Origin of the sequence: Pseudomonas sp. PDM27, assembly GCF_019219205.1 — a bacterium.
Lineage (GTDB): Bacteria > Pseudomonadota > Gammaproteobacteria > Pseudomonadales > Pseudomonadaceae > Aquipseudomonas > Aquipseudomonas laurylsulfatiphila.
The window spans coordinates 126,429-144,587 of sequence record NZ_JAHUWF010000007.1 but is presented as its reverse complement, the minus strand read 5'-3'; the positions used below and the strand labels follow the sequence as shown (position 1 = coordinate 144,587).

Genomic DNA, 18,159 nt, shown 5'->3' with positions numbered 1-18,159 from the left:
GCTCCCTCGCCACAGTGGACTCGGCTTAACTGATCGGCATTACTCACAACGAGCGTTTTTTTATTCCGTATCCGGCCTCAACCAAACAACCAATACCCCAACAACGTCAGCACCACCACCGCCAGCACCGGGCGCAGTACACGGTAGGCCTTGGGATTGCGCCGCTTCCATTGCTTGACCACACCACTGAATCTATCGCTGGAGTTCTTGCTCCACGCATAGGCCTTGTTGATCCCGCCCACACGTTCGTCTTCCAGGTTCTGAGGGGCGGTGGCGCGACCTAGCCAGGCGCTGATACAGCGGTTGATGCGGGTCATGAAGCGATTGCTCAACGGACGTTCGATATCGCAGAACAGGATGACCCGGGTCTTTTGCGTTTCATTCTTGACCCAGTGCACGTAGGTCTCGTCGAACATCACGTCTTCGCCATCGCGCCAGGCGTAAACCTGACCGTCGACAAAGATGCGGCAATCATCGGAATTGGGGGTGGACAGCCCCAGGTGATAACGCAGGGAGCCGCCAAACGGATCGCGATGCGGGTTGAGGTGGCTGCCGCCCGGCAGCAGCGCAAACATTGCGCCCTTGACGTTGGGAATGCTGCTGACCAATGCCACGGTTCTCGGACACAGGACTTCGGCAGAAGGCAGCGGTTTGTCGTACCACTTGAGATAGAAACGCTTCCAGCCCTTCTTGAAGAACGAGCCAAAACCGGCGTCGTTGTTCTTTGCCGCCGCGCGGATATACCCCTCGTCGAACAAGTGCATCGCTTCGTCGCGAATCACTTCCCAGTTGTCCTTGAGCACATCCAGTTCGGGAAACTTGCTGCGATCCAGATACGGTTTGGAAGGCACACCGGAAAACAGGTACATCAAGGCGTTATAGGGGGCGAACAGTGCCGAATGGTTAACGAACTGGCGCAAAACCGGCAGACGCGCCTTACCGCGCAAGTGCACATACAGGGTGCTGCCCAGAAACAAAAACAACAACGAGGCTTTCGCGGCAAACGAAAAGGTCATCAACAACTCCTTTGAAGATAAGCGACTTTGCGCCACGCCCATTGCCCGACGTGGTTTGCGGCATGATAAACACTGCCGAACCGGTGAAAAACCTGCACTTTTCAACATTCAATGTTAACGAATGTGCAACAAAGCACTTCTTAACATGCGGCACCTGAACGGCGGCTGATGCGAATCCATCATCAACCGCCAACAGCCACGATCCGCCAATGTTCAGCGTTTACTGCTGATTCTCCTGCTCGGTAAACAGATCACTGAACAACATGCTCGACAGATAACGCTCACCGGAATCCGGCAGGATCACGACGATGGTCTTGCCCTGCATTTCCGGGGTCTCCGCCAATCTCACGGCCACTGCCATGGCCGCGCCGCAGGAGATCCCGCACAAGATTCCTTCTTCCTGCATCAAGCGCAAGGCCATGGCCTTGGATTCTTCGTCACTGACCAGCTCTACCCGGTCGACGATCGACAAATCGAGGTTCTTCGGCACAAATCCGGCACCAATGCCCTGGATCTTGTGCGGGCTCGGCTTGATTTCTTCACCGGCCAGGGCCTGGGTAATCACCGGCGACACTGCCGGCTCCACCGCCACCGAGAGAATCGGTTTGCCCTGGGTATTCTTGATATACCGTGAAACCCCGGTGATGGTTCCACCGGTTCCGACGCCTGCCACCAGCACGTCGACCGCGCCGTCGGTATCGTTCCAGATTTCCGGGCCGGTGGTTTTTTCGTGGATGGCCGGGTTGGCCGGGTTGTCGAACTGCGCCGGCATGAAGTACTGCGACGGGTCGCCGGCAACAATTTCACCGGCTTTTTCGATAGCGCCCTTCATGCCCTTGGCCGGTTCGGTCAACACCAGCTCGGCACCCAGTGCCTTGAGCACCTTGCGGCGTTCGATACTCATGGACGCCGGCATGGTCAGCATCAGTTTGTAGCCACGGGCGGCGGCCACGAACGCCAGGCCGATACCGGTATTGCCGGAGGTGGGTTCGACGATGGTCATGCCCGGTTTGAGTTTGCCAGTGCTCTCGGCATCCCAGATCATGTTTGCGCCGATCCGGCACTTGACCGAGTAACCGGGGTTGCGCCCTTCGATCTTGGCCAGAATGGTCACACCACGCGGCGCAATGCGATTGATCTGCACCAGCGGCGTGTTGCCGATGGAGTGGGCGTTGTCAACGAAAATGCGGCTCATGGCTGGGTCCTTAACGACAGCATTGAAATAGGGCATCAAGGTAAGCCCTCTTGCCCGCAGGCGTCCAGTCGGGTCGAACGTCCGCCTGTCAGTGCAGTCAATGGCTTTAGATCGCCAGAGATTTACCACCATGAAACGTCGATACAGCTGGCCCCTGTGGACCCTCATCGGCCTCGTTGTACTGCTGATAACGTTGCACATCGCCTTGCCCTATCTGGTGCGCGATTACCTTAATGAGAGGCTGGCGGACATGGGCGACTACCGGGGCCAGATCACCGACGTGGACCTGGCCTTGTGGCGCGGGGCCTACAAGATCAACGGACTGAAAATCGTCAAGGTCGATGGCAAGGTTCCGGTGCCTTTCGTCAACGCGCCATTGATCGACCTCTCGGTGAGTTGGCACTCACTGTGGCACGACCACGCGGTGGTGGCCCAAGTGCAGTTCATCAAGCCCGAGGTCAACTTCGTCGACGGGGCCAACAAGCGAAATTCCCAGACCGGCCAGGGCACCGACTGGCGTGCTCAATTGGGCAAGCTGCTGCCCATTACCCTGAACGAAGTGCGGATCAGCGACGGCAAGATCAGTTTTCGCAACTTCAACTCCAAACCACCGGTGAACATGAACGCCACAAAGGTGGATGCCAGTATTTTCAACCTGACCAACGTGGTCGACACCAAAGGCAAACGCGACGCACGCTTTGAAGGCAAAGCCTTGCTTCTAGGGCACGCGCCACTGGAAACCACGGCCACTTTCGATCCCTTGAGCGATTTCGAAGACTTCGAGTTTCGCTTGCGCACCACGGATATCGAACTCAAGCGCCTGAACGACTTCGCCGCGGCCTACGGCAAGTTCGACTTCAATGCCGGCCATGGCGACGTGGTGATCGAAGCCCAGGCCAACAAGGGCCGACTGACCGGCTATATCAAGCCGCTGATGCGCGATGTTGACGTGTTCAACTGGCAGCAGGACGTGGAAAACAAGGACAAAGGGCTGTTCCGCTCGATATGGGAAGCCCTCGTCGGTGGAACCGAGACGGTCCTGAAAAACCAGGGCAAAAACCAGTTTGCGACAAAGGTCGAACTCAGCGGCAACGTTCACCAGAAGGATATCAGCGCGTTCCAGGCTTTTTTGCAGATTTTACGCAATGGTTTCATCCAGGCGTTCAATGCGCGGTATGAACGGCCCAAGCCGGATGCCGGCTAAGTCACTAAGTGACGCCCCATTCAGAGACTGAATAAGCCGTCTGCGTTCACAGTCGACCGGGCAGCGCGTTATAGTCGGGGCTGACCCTTTTATTGCGCCCCCCCCGCCCTGCCGCGTTCAGGTCGGCGTTACCGTTCGAGGATTAGCAGATGAAGTTCGAAGGCACCCAGGCCTACGTCGCCACCGATGACCTGAAGCTGGCGGTCAACGCCGCCATCACCCTGGAGCGGCCGTTGCTGGTCAAGGGCGAACCGGGCACCGGCAAGACCATGCTCGCCGAGCAACTGGCCGAATCCTTTGGCGCCAAGCTGATCACCTGGCACATCAAGTCCACCACCAAGGCTCACCAGGGCCTGTACGAGTACGACGCGGTCAGCCGCCTGCGCGACTCGCAACTGGGCAACGAAAAAGTCCACGACGTTCGTAACTACCTGAAAAAGGGCAAGCTCTGGGAAGCCTTCGAATCCGACGAGCGGGTCATCCTGCTGATCGACGAAATCGACAAGGCCGACATCGAATTCCCCAACGACCTGCTGCAAGAACTCGACAAGATGGAGTTCTACGTTTACGAGATCGACGAGACCATCAAGGCGAAAAAGCGTCCGATCATCATCATTACCTCCAACAACGAAAAGGAATTGCCGGACGCCTTCCTGCGCCGCTGCTTCTTCCACTACATCGCTTTCCCCGACCGCACCACCCTGCAAAAGATCGTTGACGTGCACTACCCGGACATCAAGAAAGACCTGGTCAGCGAAGCGCTGGACGTGTTCTTCGACGTGCGCAAGGTGCCGGGCCTGAAGAAGAAGCCTTCGACCTCCGAGCTGGTGGACTGGCTGAAGCTGCTGATGGCCGACAACATCGGCGAAGCGGTGCTGCGCGAGCGCGATCCGACCAAGGCCATCCCGCCACTGGCCGGCGCCCTGGTGAAGAACGAACAGGACGTGCAATTGCTTGAGCGTCTGGCGTTCATGAGCCGTCGCGGCACCCGCTAAGAGGCTGATGCCATGCTGCTCAACCTGTTCAATGAAATGCGCGCAGCCAAGGTGCCGGTCTCGGTACGCGAGCTGCTGGACCTGATCAACGCGTTGAAACAGCGCGTGACCTTCGCCGACATGGACGAGTTCTACTACCTGTCCCGGGCGATCCTGGTGAAGGACGAAAAGCATTTCGACAAGTTCGACCGGGCGTTCGGTGCCTACTTCAATGGCCTGGAAAAGCTCGACGACCATCTTCAGGCGCTGATCCCCGAAGACTGGCTGCGCAAGGAATTCGAACGCTCGCTGACCGACGAAGAACGGGCGGCGATCCAGTCCCTCGGCGGCCTGGACAAGCTGATCGAAGAGTTCAAGAAACGCCTAGAGGAACAGAAGGAACGTCACGCCGGCGGTAATAAATGGATCGGTACCGGCGGCACCAGCCCGTTCGGTTCCGGCGGTTTCAACCCGGAAGGCATCCGGGTCGGCGACGCCGGCAAGCGCCAGGGCAAGGCCGCCAAGGTCTGGGACCAGCGCGAATACAAGAACCTCGACGATTCGGTGGAATTGGGCACGCGCAACATCAAGGTCGCCCTGCGCCGCCTGCGCAAGTTCGCTCGCCAGGGCGCGGCGGAAGAGCTGGACATCGATGGCACCATCGACCATACCGCCAAGGATGCCGGCCTGCTGAACATCCAGATGCGGCCGGAGCGGCGCAACACCGTCAAGCTGTTGCTGCTGTTCGACATCGGCGGCTCGATGGACGCCCATGTGAAGATTTGCGAGGAATTGTTCTCGGCCTGCAAGACCGAGTTCAAGCACCTGGAGTACTTCTACTTCCACAACTTCATTTATGAATCGGTGTGGAAGAACAACATGCGCCGCACCTCCGAGCGCACTTCTACCATGGACCTGCTGCACAAGTACGGCGCCGACTACAAAGTGATCTTCATCGGCGACGCCGCCATGGCGCCCTATGAAATCACCCAGCCGGGCGGTAGTGTCGAGCACTGGAACGAAGAAGCCGGTTACGTGTGGATGCAGCGGTTCAAGGAAAAGTACAAGAAGCTCATCTGGATCAACCCGTATCCGAAGGACACCTGGAGTTACACCTCCTCGACCAACATCGTGCGCGACCTGATCGATGACCAGATGTATCCGTTGACCCTTCGTGGGTTGGAAGAAGGGATGCGGTTTCTTTCCAAGTAGTTTTTGTTGCCTGGTCTGACGCCATCGCGAGCGGGCTCGCTCCCACAGGGTCTTATGTACGGCAAAGATCCAATGTGGGAGCGAGCCTGCTCGCGAAGCTTTTAAGGGCTAACAAACCGGCGCAGATACTGAATCTGTTCTCGATGCGCCACTTCCTGCACCACTGGCCGCAACCTCACCGAGCCCCCCGGCAGGCACTGCGCCAGCCGCGCCAGCGCCAACGGCGTCAACGCCCCCAGACGCGGATACCCACCAATGGTCTGCCGATCATTGAGCAACACAATCGGCTGCCCGTCGGGCGGCACCTGCACGGCACCCAACGGAATGCCTTCGGAAATCATCGGCTTGCCCTGGTACTGCAGCGCCGTACCCAGCAGGCGAATACCCATCCGGTCGGCACGGCTGTCGAGGTGCCATGCGCTGTTGAACGCGTCGAACAGGCTCTGCCCGCTGAACTCGCCGATCTGTGCACCGAGGACCAGGTCCAACGGCGCATCAAGGTTCAGGTCCGGTCGTTGGTCTGCGCTCAATTCGCGCAGCAACATCACCGGGTTGCCCGAATAGCTCAAGCTCGCCCCTTTCCCCAGCGCTCGACCCATGCCGTCCAGCCCGCCGAGTTCCTCCCGGACCACCGTCGCGCTACTGCCCAGCACTCTCGGCGCATCAAACCCACCCGGCGCCGCCAGATAAGCCCGGGCTCCGAGCAGCGGCTGAGTGAATTGCAAACGCTGGCCTTTGTGCAGCCTGAAACTGCGCCACGGGGTCAACGCCTCGCCGTCCACCCGCGCGCCAAGATCCGCTCCGGCCAAGGCCAGCACGCAGTCTTGTTCAGCAATGACGGTGAATCCGCCGAGGGTGATTTCGATCACCGGTGCATCCAGTCCGTTGCCCAATAGCCAGTTGGCCCAGGACATCGAACGCCAATCGGCCGCTCCGCCCTGGGTCACGCCCAGATGCCGCACGCCGAATCGACCGGCATCCTGCAACAGGCACAGTGGCGTGCTCGCTTCAATCATCAGCCGACTCATGCCTGGGCCTCCAGAGGCGTATCGTCACCCCCAAGATTAATGAACTCGGCATGGCCGACCGCTTCGAACCGTACGGTGTCACCGGGTTGCATCAGGCTGTAGCCGTCACGGTTGCGGTCGAACAATCTGGCCGGCGTGCGGCCGATCAGGTTCCAGCCGCCCGGCGACACCACCGGGTAAGCCGCCGTTTGCCGCTCGGCGATGCCGACACTGCCGGCCGCGACTTTCTTGCGTGGCGTGTTCAGACGCGGCGCAGCGAGCGCTTCCTCCACCAGCCCCATGAAGGCGAAGCCCGGCGCGAAACCCAGGGCGAACACCTGGTATTCACGCTCACTGTGGCGGCGGATCACCTCCTCCACCGCCAACCCGCTGCGCTGCGACAACAGCGTCAATTCCGGTCCGACGCTCAAGTCGTACCACACCGGCAACACATGACAGGTACCGCGAGTACGCGCATTGGGCGACAGATCGATCAGTGCCTGGGCGATCAGTTCCCGTGCCTGGCTCGGGCTCAATGCAGTCAGGTCGTAATGCACCATCAATGTGGTGTAAGACGGCACCAGATCGATCAGGTGCCCGGCAAATGCCATGCGCAGACTTTCACTGGCCGCGAGCATCCACGGCATGTTGCTTTCGGCAATTTCATCGAACAGGCGCACCATCAGGCAATCCAGCGCCACCACTTCCACCCGCAGCTTCATGACGCACTCTGCCGGTTCAAGGCTTCACGGATGCGTTGCACGGCAGCGACCGAACTGGCGTTGTCGCCGTGCACGCAGAGGGTGTTGGCCTGCAAATGCAGGGCGCTGCCGTCGCTGGCGGTGAGCTGATCGCCACGGGCAATGGTCAGCGCCTGCTCGATGATTGTTTCCGGGTCGTGATGCACCGCGCCCGGCAGTTGTCGCGAGACCAGCCTGCCGGCGCTGTCGTAAGCGCGATCGGCGAAGGCCTCGAACCACAGCGTCACGCCGTATTCATCGCCCATTTGTTGGGCCGCGCTGTTGTCGCGGGTCGCCATCAGCATCAATGGCAGCGTGCGGTCGTAGGACGCCACCGCTTGCAAAACGGCGCGCAGTTGCGCCGGATTGGCCATCATGTCGTTGTACATCGCACCATGGGGTTTGACGTAGCTGACCCGACCGCCCTGGGCCCGGCAGATGCCGTCGAGGGCGCCGATCTGGTAATGCAGGATGTCTTGCAGCTCCTGGGTGGCATAGGCCATGGAGCGGCGGCCGAAGCCCACCAGATCCTGATAGGCCGGATGCGCGCCGATTTGCACACCGTGGCTGAGGGCCAGGCTGACGGTCTTGCGCATGATGCTCGGGTCGCCGGCGTGAAAACCGCAGGCGACGTTGGCGCAATCGATGAAGGGCATGATTTCGGCGTCCAGACCCATGGTCCAGCTGCCGAAACTCTCGCCGATGTCGCAGTTCAATAGCAGGCGGCTCACACTGAACACTCCTGTAGGCTTTATTCTTTTCAGCTGCGGGACATACCTATAAGACAGTCCCGCAGGTTATCAGTTACTGGGCGTCGAGTTGCTTGCCACGGGTTTCCGGCAGGCTCAGGGCCGCGAGAATCACCACACCGTAGGAAACCGCCGCGAAGGCACCGATGCCCACGCTCAGCGGTACGGTCTGGCTGAGCAGGCCGATCAGCAGCGGGAACAACGCCGCCAGCGCGCGGCCGATGTTGTAGCAAAACCCCTGGCCCGAACCGCGAATGCGCGTGGGGAACAATTCGGTCAGGAATGCGCCCATGCCACTGAAAATCCCCGAGGCGAAGAAGCCCAGCGGAAAGCCCAGCCACAGCATCACGCCGTTGCTGACCGGCATTTGCGTGTACAGCAAGACAATGGTGAACGAACCGACGGCGAACAGGATGAAGTTCTTCTTGCGTCCGAGGATGTCGGTCAAATAGGCGCTGATGACATAACCCACGTAGGAACCGACGATCACCATCGCCAGATAACCGCTGGTATTGAGTACGCTCAAACCGCGTTCGTTTTTCAGGAACGTCGGCAGCCAGGACGTGATGGCGTAGTAGCCGCCCAATGCGCCGGTGGTCAGCAACGAAGCGCGAATCGTGGTGAACAGCATGCCGGGGGCGAAGATCTCGTAGAACTTCGACGGGTTGCTCGGCTCCTGCCGGGCTTTGGCTTGGCGATAGATTTCCGGGTCCTTGACCAGACGGCGGACAAAAATCACAAAAATCGCCGGCACGATGCCAAGGATGAACAGCGCGCGCCAGGCATCTTCCGGTGGCAATACCGAAAACAGCAGCGCATACAGGATCGCCGTCAACCCCCAACCCAGCGCCCAGCCGGATTGCACCATGCCCACAGCCTTGCCGCGGTCCTTGGCACGAATGACTTCGCCGATCAGCACGGCGCCGGCCGTCCACTCGCCGCCGAAACCGAAGCCCATCAGGGTCCGTGCAATCAGCAGTTGCTCGTAGCTCTGGGCGAAGCCGCAGAGGAAGGTGAAGAAGGCAAACCACAACACAGTCAGTTGCAGGGTGCGCACACGGCCGATGCGGTCGGAGAGAATCCCTGCGACCCAGCCACCGATAGCCGAAGCGATCAGGGTGCTGGTGTGAATCAGCCCGGCCTGGCCGGTGGTGATGCCCCACATGGCAATCAGGGTCGGCACCACGAAGCTGAGCATCTGGGTGTCCATGCCGTCCAGGCCATAGCCGATCTTGCAGCTCCAGAAGGTGCGGCGTTCCTGCTGATTGATGTTGCGATACCAGTCGAAAGGTCCCGGGCGAGCCGTGGCTTTCGCAATGACGGGGGTGTCGGGCGCACTCATGGCAAATCTCCGCGCTGATTTTATTGGTATTGTTCTGAGCCCCGACGACGCCTATCGTGGGAACCGGATGCGCCGATTTTTGGACGCGCGCCCCTGCGGCGTCCAACTAATAAAAACCCGCCTTAGACATAAGAAATCTTTATCCCATGAACCTGAAGTTTCTCGAGACCTTTGTCTGGGTTGCCCGACTCAAGAGTTTCCGCCTGACCGCCGACAAGCTCTTCACCACTCAGGCTTCGATTTCCAGCCGGATTGCGGTGCTTGAAGGCGAGCTCGGGGTGAAGCTGTTTCTGCGTGATTCGCGCGGCGTAAGCCTGACGCCCGAAGGCCTCAAAGTGCTCGATTACGCCGAGCAGATGCTGGACACCATGCAGGCACTCAAGCAGTCGATCGAGACCCGCTCGAGCAAGGCCGGACGGGTACGCATCGGCGTGATGGACACGGTGATCCATACCTGGCTCAGCCCGTTGGTGGCGCAGATGACCGATCACTACCCGCTGGTGGAAATCGAGCTGGTGGCCGATACCTCGCTCAACCTCTGCGATCAGCTGCAAAAAGGCTTTCTCGATGTGATCCTGCAAACCGACCTGCTGCGCCAGGAAAGCGTGCGCAGTTTGGAACTGGCCAGCCACCCCATGGGCTGGATCGTCGCCAGCAATTCCATTTACAACCGTGAGTACTCGGGCATCGCTGACCTGGCGGGCGAGCGGATCATCACCTATTCGAAAAACTCCCATCCGCACCAGGAGGTGCTGGCCCTGATGCAGGCCAATGGCGTGATGGCACCACGGTTGAACTGCGTGAACTCGGTGTCGGCGATTACCCGGCTGCTGCGCGACGGCTTCGGTATCGGCGCCTTGCCGCCGGTGCTGGTGGCCGAAGAGCTGGCACGGGGGGAATTGACCCTGCTGGACATCGATCAGCGACCACCCGACTTGCAGGTGGTGGTGTCGTGGCGGGTGGGTGTGGAGTGGGTCGAGGAGATTGTGGCGTTGTGTCAGCAGGTGCTGGAGGGGTATGCGCGCCAGGTCGGTGAAAGCTACATCGTATTGGCCAGCTGACTGCATCTGTGGCGAGGGAGCTTGCTCCCGCTGGGCTGCGAAGCGGCCCTAAAACCAGGTATCTCGGTATTTCAGATGAAATCGCATTCACCATGATTGCGACTGCTACGCAGCCGAGCGGGAGCAAGCTCCCTCGCCACAAAGGGGATCCGTCAGAGCCCGCGCAAATCCCGCTCTTCGATCGGCCGACTCTGGCGCAGACGCTTGCCGCCCAGCACCACCCAGTCGATCAGCCGGAACAGGCACTCGATCCCGAACGACAGCAGCAAGGCGCCACTCATGCCCCAGACCATCGCTTCGGGCGTCAACAGGATCTGGTAGCTGTAGCCGTTCCAGGTTTCCTTGCGGATGTCCGGATCGGCGGCCAGCACCACTTGCAGGAAGCGGATGTACCACGGGCCCTGCATCGCCTGGAACTGTTTATCCAACGCCAATTGACGGGTCAGCAGGTTGCTCAGGCTGTCGGCGTCGCTGCGAAAGATCGGGTCTTCGCTGGCGCGGTAATGCGCGACCAGCGCCTGCATGTCGCCCTTGAAGAACTGATTGGCGGTGTTCTGGAAGCCGCTCAACCCGGCTTGCGCCTCGATCAGATGGGCTTCGACCCGTTTGGCGTAATCGTTGATGAACCCCGGCACCTGGACACCGATCAACAGGCCCGCCGCAAACAACACCAGCCGTAGATAACTGAGCAACATGCAAGGAGTCCTTATTCGGTCGTGCCCTGGCTGACGCATTCGCCGCGTCGCCACAGGCTCCATTGACCCGGTTCGTAACGGGTCCAGGTTTCGTTTTCGGTCAAAGGTTCGGTGGCGATGACGGTGACCACATCGTTGGGTGTGGTTTCGGCCTGAAAGTCGACGATCACGTCGACATCTTTCAGGCGCGCCGGGCCAAAGGGTGCACGACGGGTGATCTGCGCCAGCTTGGTCGAGCAATAGCAGAACAGCCAGTCACCGTCGCTGAGCAGGCAGTTGAACACGCCTTTGCTGCGGTACTCGGCGCAAGCGGCCACCAGGTCCGGCAGCAACACTTCGACCTCGACCGGTTCGGGGAATGCCGCACGCACACGGTTGAGCAAATCGCAGAATGCCGCTTCGCTGTCGGTATCGCCCACGGGGCGGTAGAAACTGGCCGTTGGCTGAAAATCCGCCAACTGGCCGTTATGGGCGAAACACCAGTTGCGCCCCCACAACTCGCGGACGAATGGATGGGTGTTGGACAGGCAGACCTTGCCGACGTTGGCCTGGCGGATGTGCCCGATCACCACTTCGCTCTTGATCGGATAGCGCTGCACCAGGTTGGCGACTTCCGACTCGCAGCTGGCCGCCGGGTCCTGGAACAGCCGCAGCCCACGGCCTTCATAGAAGGCAATGCCCCAGCCATCGCGGTGCGGGCCGGTGCGGCCGCCGCGCTGCATCAGCCCGGTAAAGCTGAACACGATATCGGTCGGGACATTGGCGCTCATGCCCAATAACTCACACATGCTCGGACTCTCGCTCAATCGCAGGGGCAAGGTTACAGACGGGGTTCGACTCGCATCCGCTGAGGATTGCTCGGCACGGGCGGACGACCGTAACGATCATCGCCGGCACCGCCAAACGGTTGATCATCCTCAGGCTCTTCGGCACGGACGGCGGCTTTGGTGGCAGCCTCACGCTCCTTGCGGGCGTTGGCGGCGCGTTCGATGGGGAAACGGATCGCTACCAGCACCAGATAGAGGCCGAATGCGATCATGCCGTACATGAACAGATCGGAAATGGCCCGCCAGGCGTTGTTGCCGACCTTGAACAGCAGGTCGAGCGCGGTAATGGCGACGGCCGGTGCGACTTTGTCCTTGACCGGGTCGATGATGGTCGGGCTGAACAGCAGCACGACCATCAGCAGCCGCAGCGGCTCACGCAGCCAACGCCACATCCAGCGGGTCAAGCGCATCCACACCAACAGGCAGCCCAAAGCGGCGAAGGCGTAGAGGCCCCAAGCGATCAGATAGTCGTTCTCGGTCATGGTGTCCATGGCAAGGCAGGCAAAGAGGCGCTTATGATAACGGCTTTTCGCCCGTCAGGCTGCATCAAGACATAGAACCCTGTAGGAGCGAGCTTGCTCGCGATAGCGGACTGACAGTCAACACCGCTGTTGAATGAACCGGCCGCATCGCGAGCAAGCTCGCTCCCACAGGTTATTCACCCCCAATTCCGTACACTGCTCGAGAGTCCTTCATGCCCCTACCCGCCAGCATTCACGACGCTCCGATTGCCCACAAGGCTGATGGCTCCGATCCGTATGCCTGGCTGCAAGAGCGCGACACCGATGCAGTGCTCGACTATCTGAAAGCCGAAAACAGCTATCAGGAGGCGCAAACCGCCGACCAGGCCGGGCTGCGCGAGACCCTGTTCGAGGAGATCAAGGGGCGGATTCTCGAGACCGACCTGTCCCTGCCCTCGCCCTGGGGACCGTATCTGTACTACACCCGCACCACCGCAGGCGATGAATATGCCCGGCACTACCGCTGCCCGCGTCCGGCCGATGACAGCCTGACCCTCGACGAAAGCCGCGAACAACTGCTGCTGGACCCCAACGAATTGGCCAACGGCGGCTTCTTTTCCCTGGGTGCGTTCAGCATCAGCCCGGACCATCAGCGCCTGGCCTACAGCATCGACTCAAGTGGCGACGAGATTTACACGCTGTTCGTGAAGGAATTGTCCGACGGCCGCGTCAGCGAGCTGGAGTTCCAGGACTGTGACGGCAGCATGACCTGGGCCAACGACAGCCTGACGCTGTTCTTTGGCGAGCTGGACGACACCCATCGCCCACACAAGCTGTATCGCTATCGACTGGACGGTACGGCGGCCGAAGAAGTGTTCCATGAGCCCGACGGTCGCTTCTTCATGCATTGCTACCGTTCAAGCTCCGAGCAGCAACTGCTGCTGTCCGTGGGCAGCAAGACCACCAGCGAAGTCTGGGTCCTCGATGCCTCCCGGCCCCAGCAGGCGTTTACCTGCCTGGCGCCACGGGTTGAGGATCATGAATACGACGTGGATCACGGCGCACTGGACGGGCAATGGACCTGGTTCATCCGCACCAACCGCGACGGCATCAACTTCGCCTTGTACACGGCCGTCGATACCGGCGCCGCGCCCACCGAAGCCGACTGGCAGAACCTGATCCCCCATAGCGACACGGTGATGATCGACGGCATCAGCCTGAACACCGGGGCCATGACCCTCAGCCTGCGGCTTGGCGGTCTGCCGGTCATTGAAGTACACCCGCAAGGCCTGGCGCCTTATCGCGTACAACTGCCGGATGCGGCCTACAGCCTGCACGTGCAAAACAGCCTGGAGTTCGAAAGCGAGCGGATTCGCCTGCGCTACGAAGCGTTGAACCGTCCGGCGCAAATCCGCCAGCTTGAACTGGCGACCGGCGAACAGAAAGTCCTCAAGCAAACCCCGGTGCTCGGCCCGTTCGACGCCGACGCCTACATCAGCCAGCGCCTGTGGGCCACGGCGCCGGACGGCACACAAGTGCCCATCAGCCTGGTGATCAAACGCACCGACCTCGGCAAACCGGTGCCGCTGTACCTCTACGGTTATGGCGCCTACGGCGAAAGCCTCGACCCATGGTTTTCCCACGCGCGCCTGAGCCTGCTGGATCGCGGCATGGCGTTTGCCATTGCCCACGTGCGGGGCGGCGGCGAACTGGGGGAAGCCTGGTATCGCGCCGGCAAGCAGGAGCACAAGCACAACACCTTCAGCGACTTTATCGCCTGCGCCGAACACCTGATCGCCCAAGGCTTCACCACCGCACCGCAGTTGGCAATCAGTGGCGGCAGCGCTGGCGGCTTGCTGATCGGCGCGGTGCTCAATCAACGGCCGCAGCTGTTTGGCGCCGCCATCGCCGAAGTGCCGTTTGTCGACGTCCTCAACACCATGCTCGACCCTGATCTGCCATTGACCGTGACGGAATACGACGAATGGGGCAACCCTGAAGAGCCGGACGTTTATGATCGGATCAAGGCCTACGCCCCGTACGAAAACGTCACCGCGCAAGCTTATCCGGCGACCCTGGTGATCGCCGGTTACAACGACAGCCGTGTGCAGTACTGGGAAGCGGCCAAGTGGGTGGCGAAACTGCGCGCAACCAAGACCGACAGCAATCCGCTACTGCTCAAGACTGAACTGGGTGCCGGGCATGGCGGGATGAGCGGTCGGTATCAGGGATTGCGTGACGTAGCGCTCGAATATGCATTTTTGTTCAAGGTATTGGGTATAGCCTGAGGAACCTGGGCCGATGAACCGGTCTTAATTGCGGACACTGGTAGCCGATACAACACCTGTGGGAGCGGGCTTGCTCGCGAAGGCGGTGTGTCAGTCAACATCTCTACTGAATGTTACGCCCCCTTCGCGAGCAAGCCCGCTCCCACAGGGGATTTGCGGTGAATTCAAATTCGAGTCAGCAACACACAAAAAGACCGTGACGACATGTCTGAATCAACCTTTCTGAACAACGAAATTCGCGACTGGCTGATGGATTGCGGCCTGTTCAATCAACTGTTGCCGGCGGACTTCGTCGCGGCCTCGGGCTACTTCAGTATCAGCACCATTGCCCAGGGCGAGGAGATCTTCCAGGAGGGCGATGCCGGCAGCTTCATGTGCATCATCCATACCGGTCAGGTGGCGGTGCAGAAAACCACCGCTGACGGGCAACGAGTCACCATCGCCACGTTGCGCAGCGGCCGCTCGTTCGGGGAAATGGCCGTGCTCGACGGCGAGCGGCGCTCGGCCAGTTGTGTGGCCGCCAGCAACTGCCAGTTGCTCAATCTGGGCAAGGACTCGCTGGAAAAGATGCTCAACGATGCACCGAAAATCGCCGCCAAGATCATCCGTGCCCTCGCCGTCTCCCTGTCCAAGCGCCTGCGCATGGCCGACGGTCAATTGCTGTCGCAGCAGGTCTAGCCACCCGGTGATTTGACTTTCGGCGGGTTCGGCTCGATTCCCGGCACGGGCTGGTCCTTGGTTGGCGGGCTGGGCATTTCAATCGGCACCAACGGCGGCCCGCTACTGCCGGGGCCGACTTTCGGCAACGGCGCCGGGCTGATTTGCGGGTAAGGCGTGGGCGTGGCGGTGCCCGGCGAACCGGGTATCGGCGCGGGGCTGACGGGAATCGGTTGCAACTGTTGGGCCTGCGCTGCAGTTATCGAGAGCGCGGCCAGGGCAATGACCGTTAGAATGGTGCGCTTCATCAATGGCTCCGTTGGCCTTGTCGTCATGAACAGGCTACTCCCAACTGCGTCTGTTTGCCCTCCCGAGTTCTGCCAATTTTCTTCAAGTGAGCCCCATGAAACGTTTCGTTCTGCTGGACACCACCCCCATTCCTGAAAACGGCGGTGCCCTGTGCCTGTTCGAATATGGCGAGGATTTCGTCATCAAGATCCAGGGTGGCGACGGCGGACAATTGATGAACACGCGTATGCACGGCTCCGAAGACGCCCTGGCCGAGATCCCCTGCCGCAAAGTCGCTGGTCGACCGAATTCGCGGGTGCTGATCGGCGGCCTGGGCATGGGGTTCACCCTTGCCTCAGCGCTCAAGCACCTGGGCAAGACCGCCGAAGTGGTGGTCGCCGAGCTGGTCCCCGGCGTGGTTGAGTGGAACCGTGGACCGCTGGGCGAAAAGGCCGGCAACCCGCTGCTCGACCCGCGCACGGTGATTCGCATGGAAGATGTGGCCAAAGTCCTGCAAGCAGAACCCCAGGGCTTCGATGCCATCATGCTCGATGTCGACAACGGCCCCGAAGGCCTGACCCAGAAGGCCAACAGCTGGCTGTACTCCGCCGCGGGCCTGAACGCCTGCGCCAGGGCCATGCGCCCCAAAGGCGTGCTGGCGGTCTGGTCGGCCAGCGCTGATCGGCAATTTTCCGACAAACTGAAGAAAGCCGGCTTCAAGGCCGAGGAAGTCCAGGTCTTCGCCCACGGCAACAAGGGCACCCGCCATACCATCTGGATTGCCGAGAAGCTCAAGGGCTAGGCTAAACTTCACCCTATAACCGTCATTAGTCATTCTACAAAGGTGAACCCATGAGTTCGTCCACCCCGACCAACACTTCGAAGCTGGATCGCATCCTCGCCGACAACCAGCGCGACAAGGAAATGGGCTACCGCGACAAGGCCCTGAAGATGTACCCGCACGTCTGTGGCCGCTGCGCCCGTGAGTTCTCCGGCAAGCGCCTGAGCGAGCTGACCGTGCACCACCGCGACCACAACCACGACAACAACCCGCAGGACGGCTCGAACTGGGAGCTGTTGTGCCTGTACTGCCACGATAACGAACACTCGCGCTATACCGACCAGCAGTATTTCGGCGAAGGCTCGCTGAGCACGCCGAAAATCGCCAAGGCTACGCACAATCCGTTTGCGGCGTTGGGTGGGTTGATGAAAAAAGAAGACTGAAGATCTTCAGCGCCTGAACCGGCCTCTTCGCGAGCAAGCCCGCTCCCACATTGATCCGCGCCCGTCTGGACACCTCGGTCAACTGTGGGAGCGGGCTTGCTCGCGAAGGCGGCCTCAGCTACACCGCCAATCTCCGAACTGACCACTGCCGCCCAATCCCCGTATAATCGCGCTTTTTTCCCGAAAGGCACCCCGCTCGTGGCAGACAAACGGTACAGCTGCATTGGTTTGTATAACCCCAAGTCACCGGAGAACGTCGGTTCGGTGATGCGCGCCGCTGGCTGTTATGGCGTGGCGTCGGTGTTCTACACCGGCAAGCGCTATGAGCGCGCCGCCGACTTCGTCACCGATACCAAGCGCGTGCACTACGACATCCCGCTGATCGGCATCGATGACCTGAAGAAAATCCTGCCGCTCAATTGTGTGCCCGTCGCCGTGGAACTGGTTGAGGGTGCCCGCCCTCTGCCGGAATACACGCATCCGGATCGCGCGCTCTACATCTTCGGCCCGGAAGACGGCTCGCTGGATAAGGAGATTCGCGACTGGTGCGAAGACGTGGTCTACATTCCGACCACCGGTTGCATGAACCTGGCCGCCACGGTCAACGTCGTGCTCTACGACCGCATGTCCAAGGGGCTCAATACCCGCTCCGGTCCAAAATTCCGCTGAATCGCCGCACATCCGATTGAACGAGCTGCCCGCCCCGGCGGTCAGCTTGTCTATCGATCACTGAAGCCTGGAGACAGACCATGAGCGAACTCAAACGCGTCGAGCGTATCGAATCCACCCCCTTCCAGAGCCCTTCCGAGCAGAACGTGCAGGGCTGGGAACGCATTGGCTCCCTGGCCGGCGGCGTGGTGATGGTGGGCAAGGGCCTGCGTCGTGGCGGGATCTTCGGCCTGATCCAGGTGGCCATCGGCGGCGTAGCCCTGGCGCGCGGCATTACCGGCCACAGTTCGGCGAAAAGCCTGCTGGAGAAAAGCCGTCAGGACATGGACAACGTGCGGGCGAAAATCCAGCGGGCCGGTGAGGAACTGAGGCAGTTGAAGGCCAATGCCGAGGCGGCGACCAAAACTGCAACCGTGACGGGTAATGATTCGTTGAAGTCGCCGAAAGCCGGGGTTTGATCCGGATCGTTCGGCGGGGCTGATGGCCCTATCGCGAGCAAGCTCGCTCCCACAGGGGATTTGTGTACACAGATCCCCTGTGGGAGCGAGCT

Annotated in this window: 20 protein-coding genes; 10 read left to right on the top strand and 10 right to left on the bottom strand. The window is 60.6% G+C overall.

The annotated features are described in order from the left end of the window. Positions 1–77: 77 nt before the first annotated feature. Together KW838_RS16335 and cysK are read right to left on the bottom strand one after the other, a co-directional pair. Entirely contained in the window at positions 78–1,016 is a 939-nt protein-coding gene (locus tag KW838_RS16335) for an aspartyl/asparaginyl beta-hydroxylase domain-containing protein (protein ID WP_218501726.1), read from the bottom strand. Between the two features lie 220 nt (positions 1,017–1,236). Continuing rightward, positions 1,237–2,211, bottom strand: a complete 975-nt coding sequence (cysK, locus tag KW838_RS16330) for a cysteine synthase A (protein WP_102698964.1) — start codon at positions 2,209–2,211, stop codon at positions 1,237–1,239. A 130-nt stretch (positions 2,212–2,341) separates the two neighbouring features. Between cysK and KW838_RS16325 the strand changes: the two genes are divergently transcribed. From KW838_RS16325 to KW838_RS16315, 3 genes are all read left to right on the top strand, one after another. Next, entirely contained in the window at positions 2,342–3,415 is a 1,074-nt protein-coding gene (locus KW838_RS16325) for a DUF748 domain-containing protein (protein ID WP_218501723.1), read from the top strand. Between the two features lie 149 nt (positions 3,416–3,564). Further along, positions 3,565–4,410, top strand: a complete 846-nt coding sequence (locus KW838_RS16320) for a MoxR family ATPase (RefSeq protein ID WP_007972431.1) — start codon at positions 3,565–3,567, stop codon at positions 4,408–4,410. Between the two features lie 12 nt (positions 4,411–4,422). Next, positions 4,423–5,601: a VWA domain-containing protein gene (locus KW838_RS16315; protein WP_007972429.1), complete on the top strand. Its 1,179-nt coding sequence runs from the start codon at positions 4,423–4,425 to the stop codon at positions 5,599–5,601. Positions 5,602–5,702: 101 nt separating this feature from the next. On the opposite strand, the gene KW838_RS16310 is transcribed toward KW838_RS16315, so the two are convergent. The 4 genes from KW838_RS16310 to KW838_RS16295 form a co-directional block, all read right to left on the bottom strand. Continuing rightward, entirely contained in the window at positions 5,703–6,629 is a 927-nt protein-coding gene (locus tag KW838_RS16310) for a biotin-dependent carboxyltransferase family protein (protein WP_218501722.1), read from the bottom strand. Beyond that, positions 6,626–7,330 carry an allophanate hydrolase subunit 1 gene (locus KW838_RS16305; RefSeq protein WP_102698967.1) on the bottom strand — a complete coding sequence of 235 codons (705 nt, stop codon included), beginning with the start codon at positions 7,328–7,330 and terminating at the stop codon, positions 6,626–6,628. Before KW838_RS16305 ends, KW838_RS16310 begins: the two co-directional genes overlap by 4 nt. Next, positions 7,327–8,079, bottom strand: a complete 753-nt coding sequence (locus KW838_RS16300; RefSeq protein WP_218501721.1) for a 5-oxoprolinase subunit PxpA — start codon at positions 8,077–8,079, stop codon at positions 7,327–7,329. Before KW838_RS16300 ends, KW838_RS16305 begins: the two co-directional genes overlap by 4 nt. A 73-nt stretch (positions 8,080–8,152) precedes the next feature. Then, entirely contained in the window at positions 8,153–9,439 is a 1,287-nt protein-coding gene (locus KW838_RS16295; RefSeq protein WP_007972423.1) for an MFS transporter, read from the bottom strand. A 146-nt stretch (positions 9,440–9,585) separates the two neighbouring features. On the opposite strand from KW838_RS16295, the gene KW838_RS16290 reads away from it, so the two are divergent. After that, positions 9,586–10,500: a LysR family transcriptional regulator gene (locus KW838_RS16290; RefSeq protein ID WP_218501717.1), complete on the top strand. Its 915-nt coding sequence runs from the start codon at positions 9,586–9,588 to the stop codon at positions 10,498–10,500. A gap of 152 nt (positions 10,501–10,652) precedes the next feature. Here the strand turns inward: KW838_RS16290 and KW838_RS16285 are convergent, their stop codons facing one another. The 3 genes from KW838_RS16285 to KW838_RS16275 are packed head-to-tail and all read right to left on the bottom strand — an operon-like array spanning position 10,653 to position 12,513. Then, on the bottom strand, positions 10,653–11,195 hold the full coding sequence (locus KW838_RS16285; RefSeq protein WP_007993795.1) for a DUF2937 family protein: 543 nt from the start codon (positions 11,193–11,195) through the stop codon (positions 10,653–10,655). An 11-nt stretch (positions 11,196–11,206) separates the two neighbouring features. Next, positions 11,207–11,983: a class II glutamine amidotransferase gene (locus KW838_RS16280; protein ID WP_218501715.1), complete on the bottom strand. Its 777-nt coding sequence runs from the start codon at positions 11,981–11,983 to the stop codon at positions 11,207–11,209. 32 nt (positions 11,984–12,015) lie between these two features. Continuing rightward, entirely contained in the window at positions 12,016–12,513 is a 498-nt protein-coding gene (locus KW838_RS16275) for an MFS transporter (protein ID WP_104450503.1), read from the bottom strand. Between the two features lie 203 nt (positions 12,514–12,716). On the opposite strand from KW838_RS16275, the gene KW838_RS16270 reads away from it, so the two are divergent. Beyond that, positions 12,717–14,771 carry a S9 family peptidase gene (locus KW838_RS16270; RefSeq protein WP_218501713.1) on the top strand — a complete coding sequence of 685 codons (2,055 nt, stop codon included), beginning with the start codon at positions 12,717–12,719 and terminating at the stop codon, positions 14,769–14,771. Between the two features lie 204 nt (positions 14,772–14,975). Next, positions 14,976–15,449 carry a cyclic nucleotide-binding domain-containing protein gene (locus KW838_RS16265; RefSeq protein ID WP_007972417.1) on the top strand — a complete coding sequence of 158 codons (474 nt, stop codon included), beginning with the start codon at positions 14,976–14,978 and terminating at the stop codon, positions 15,447–15,449. Here the strand turns inward: KW838_RS16265 and KW838_RS16260 are convergent. After that, positions 15,446–15,736, bottom strand: coding sequence for a hypothetical protein (locus tag KW838_RS16260; protein ID WP_007972415.1), 291 nt, complete (start codon positions 15,734–15,736; stop codon positions 15,446–15,448). The genes KW838_RS16265 and KW838_RS16260 overlap by 4 nt on opposite strands. A gap of 95 nt (positions 15,737–15,831) precedes the next feature. Between KW838_RS16260 and KW838_RS16255 the strand changes: the two genes are divergently transcribed. From KW838_RS16255 to KW838_RS16240, 4 genes are all read left to right on the top strand, one after another. Next, positions 15,832–16,518, top strand: coding sequence for a spermidine synthase (locus tag KW838_RS16255; RefSeq protein ID WP_007972413.1), 687 nt, complete (start codon positions 15,832–15,834; stop codon positions 16,516–16,518). Between the two features lie 50 nt (positions 16,519–16,568). After that, positions 16,569–16,940, top strand: a complete 372-nt coding sequence (locus KW838_RS16250) for a YajD family HNH nuclease (protein ID WP_218501711.1) — start codon at positions 16,569–16,571, stop codon at positions 16,938–16,940. A 198-nt stretch (positions 16,941–17,138) separates the two neighbouring features. After that, positions 17,139–17,609: an RNA methyltransferase gene (locus KW838_RS16245; RefSeq protein WP_007993783.1), complete on the top strand. Its 471-nt coding sequence runs from the start codon at positions 17,139–17,141 to the stop codon at positions 17,607–17,609. 80 nt (positions 17,610–17,689) lie between these two features. Continuing rightward, complete coding sequence (locus tag KW838_RS16240; protein WP_218501709.1) at positions 17,690–18,067, top strand: DUF2892 domain-containing protein; 378 nt, start codon at positions 17,690–17,692, stop codon at positions 18,065–18,067. Positions 18,068–18,159 lie beyond the last annotated feature (92 nt).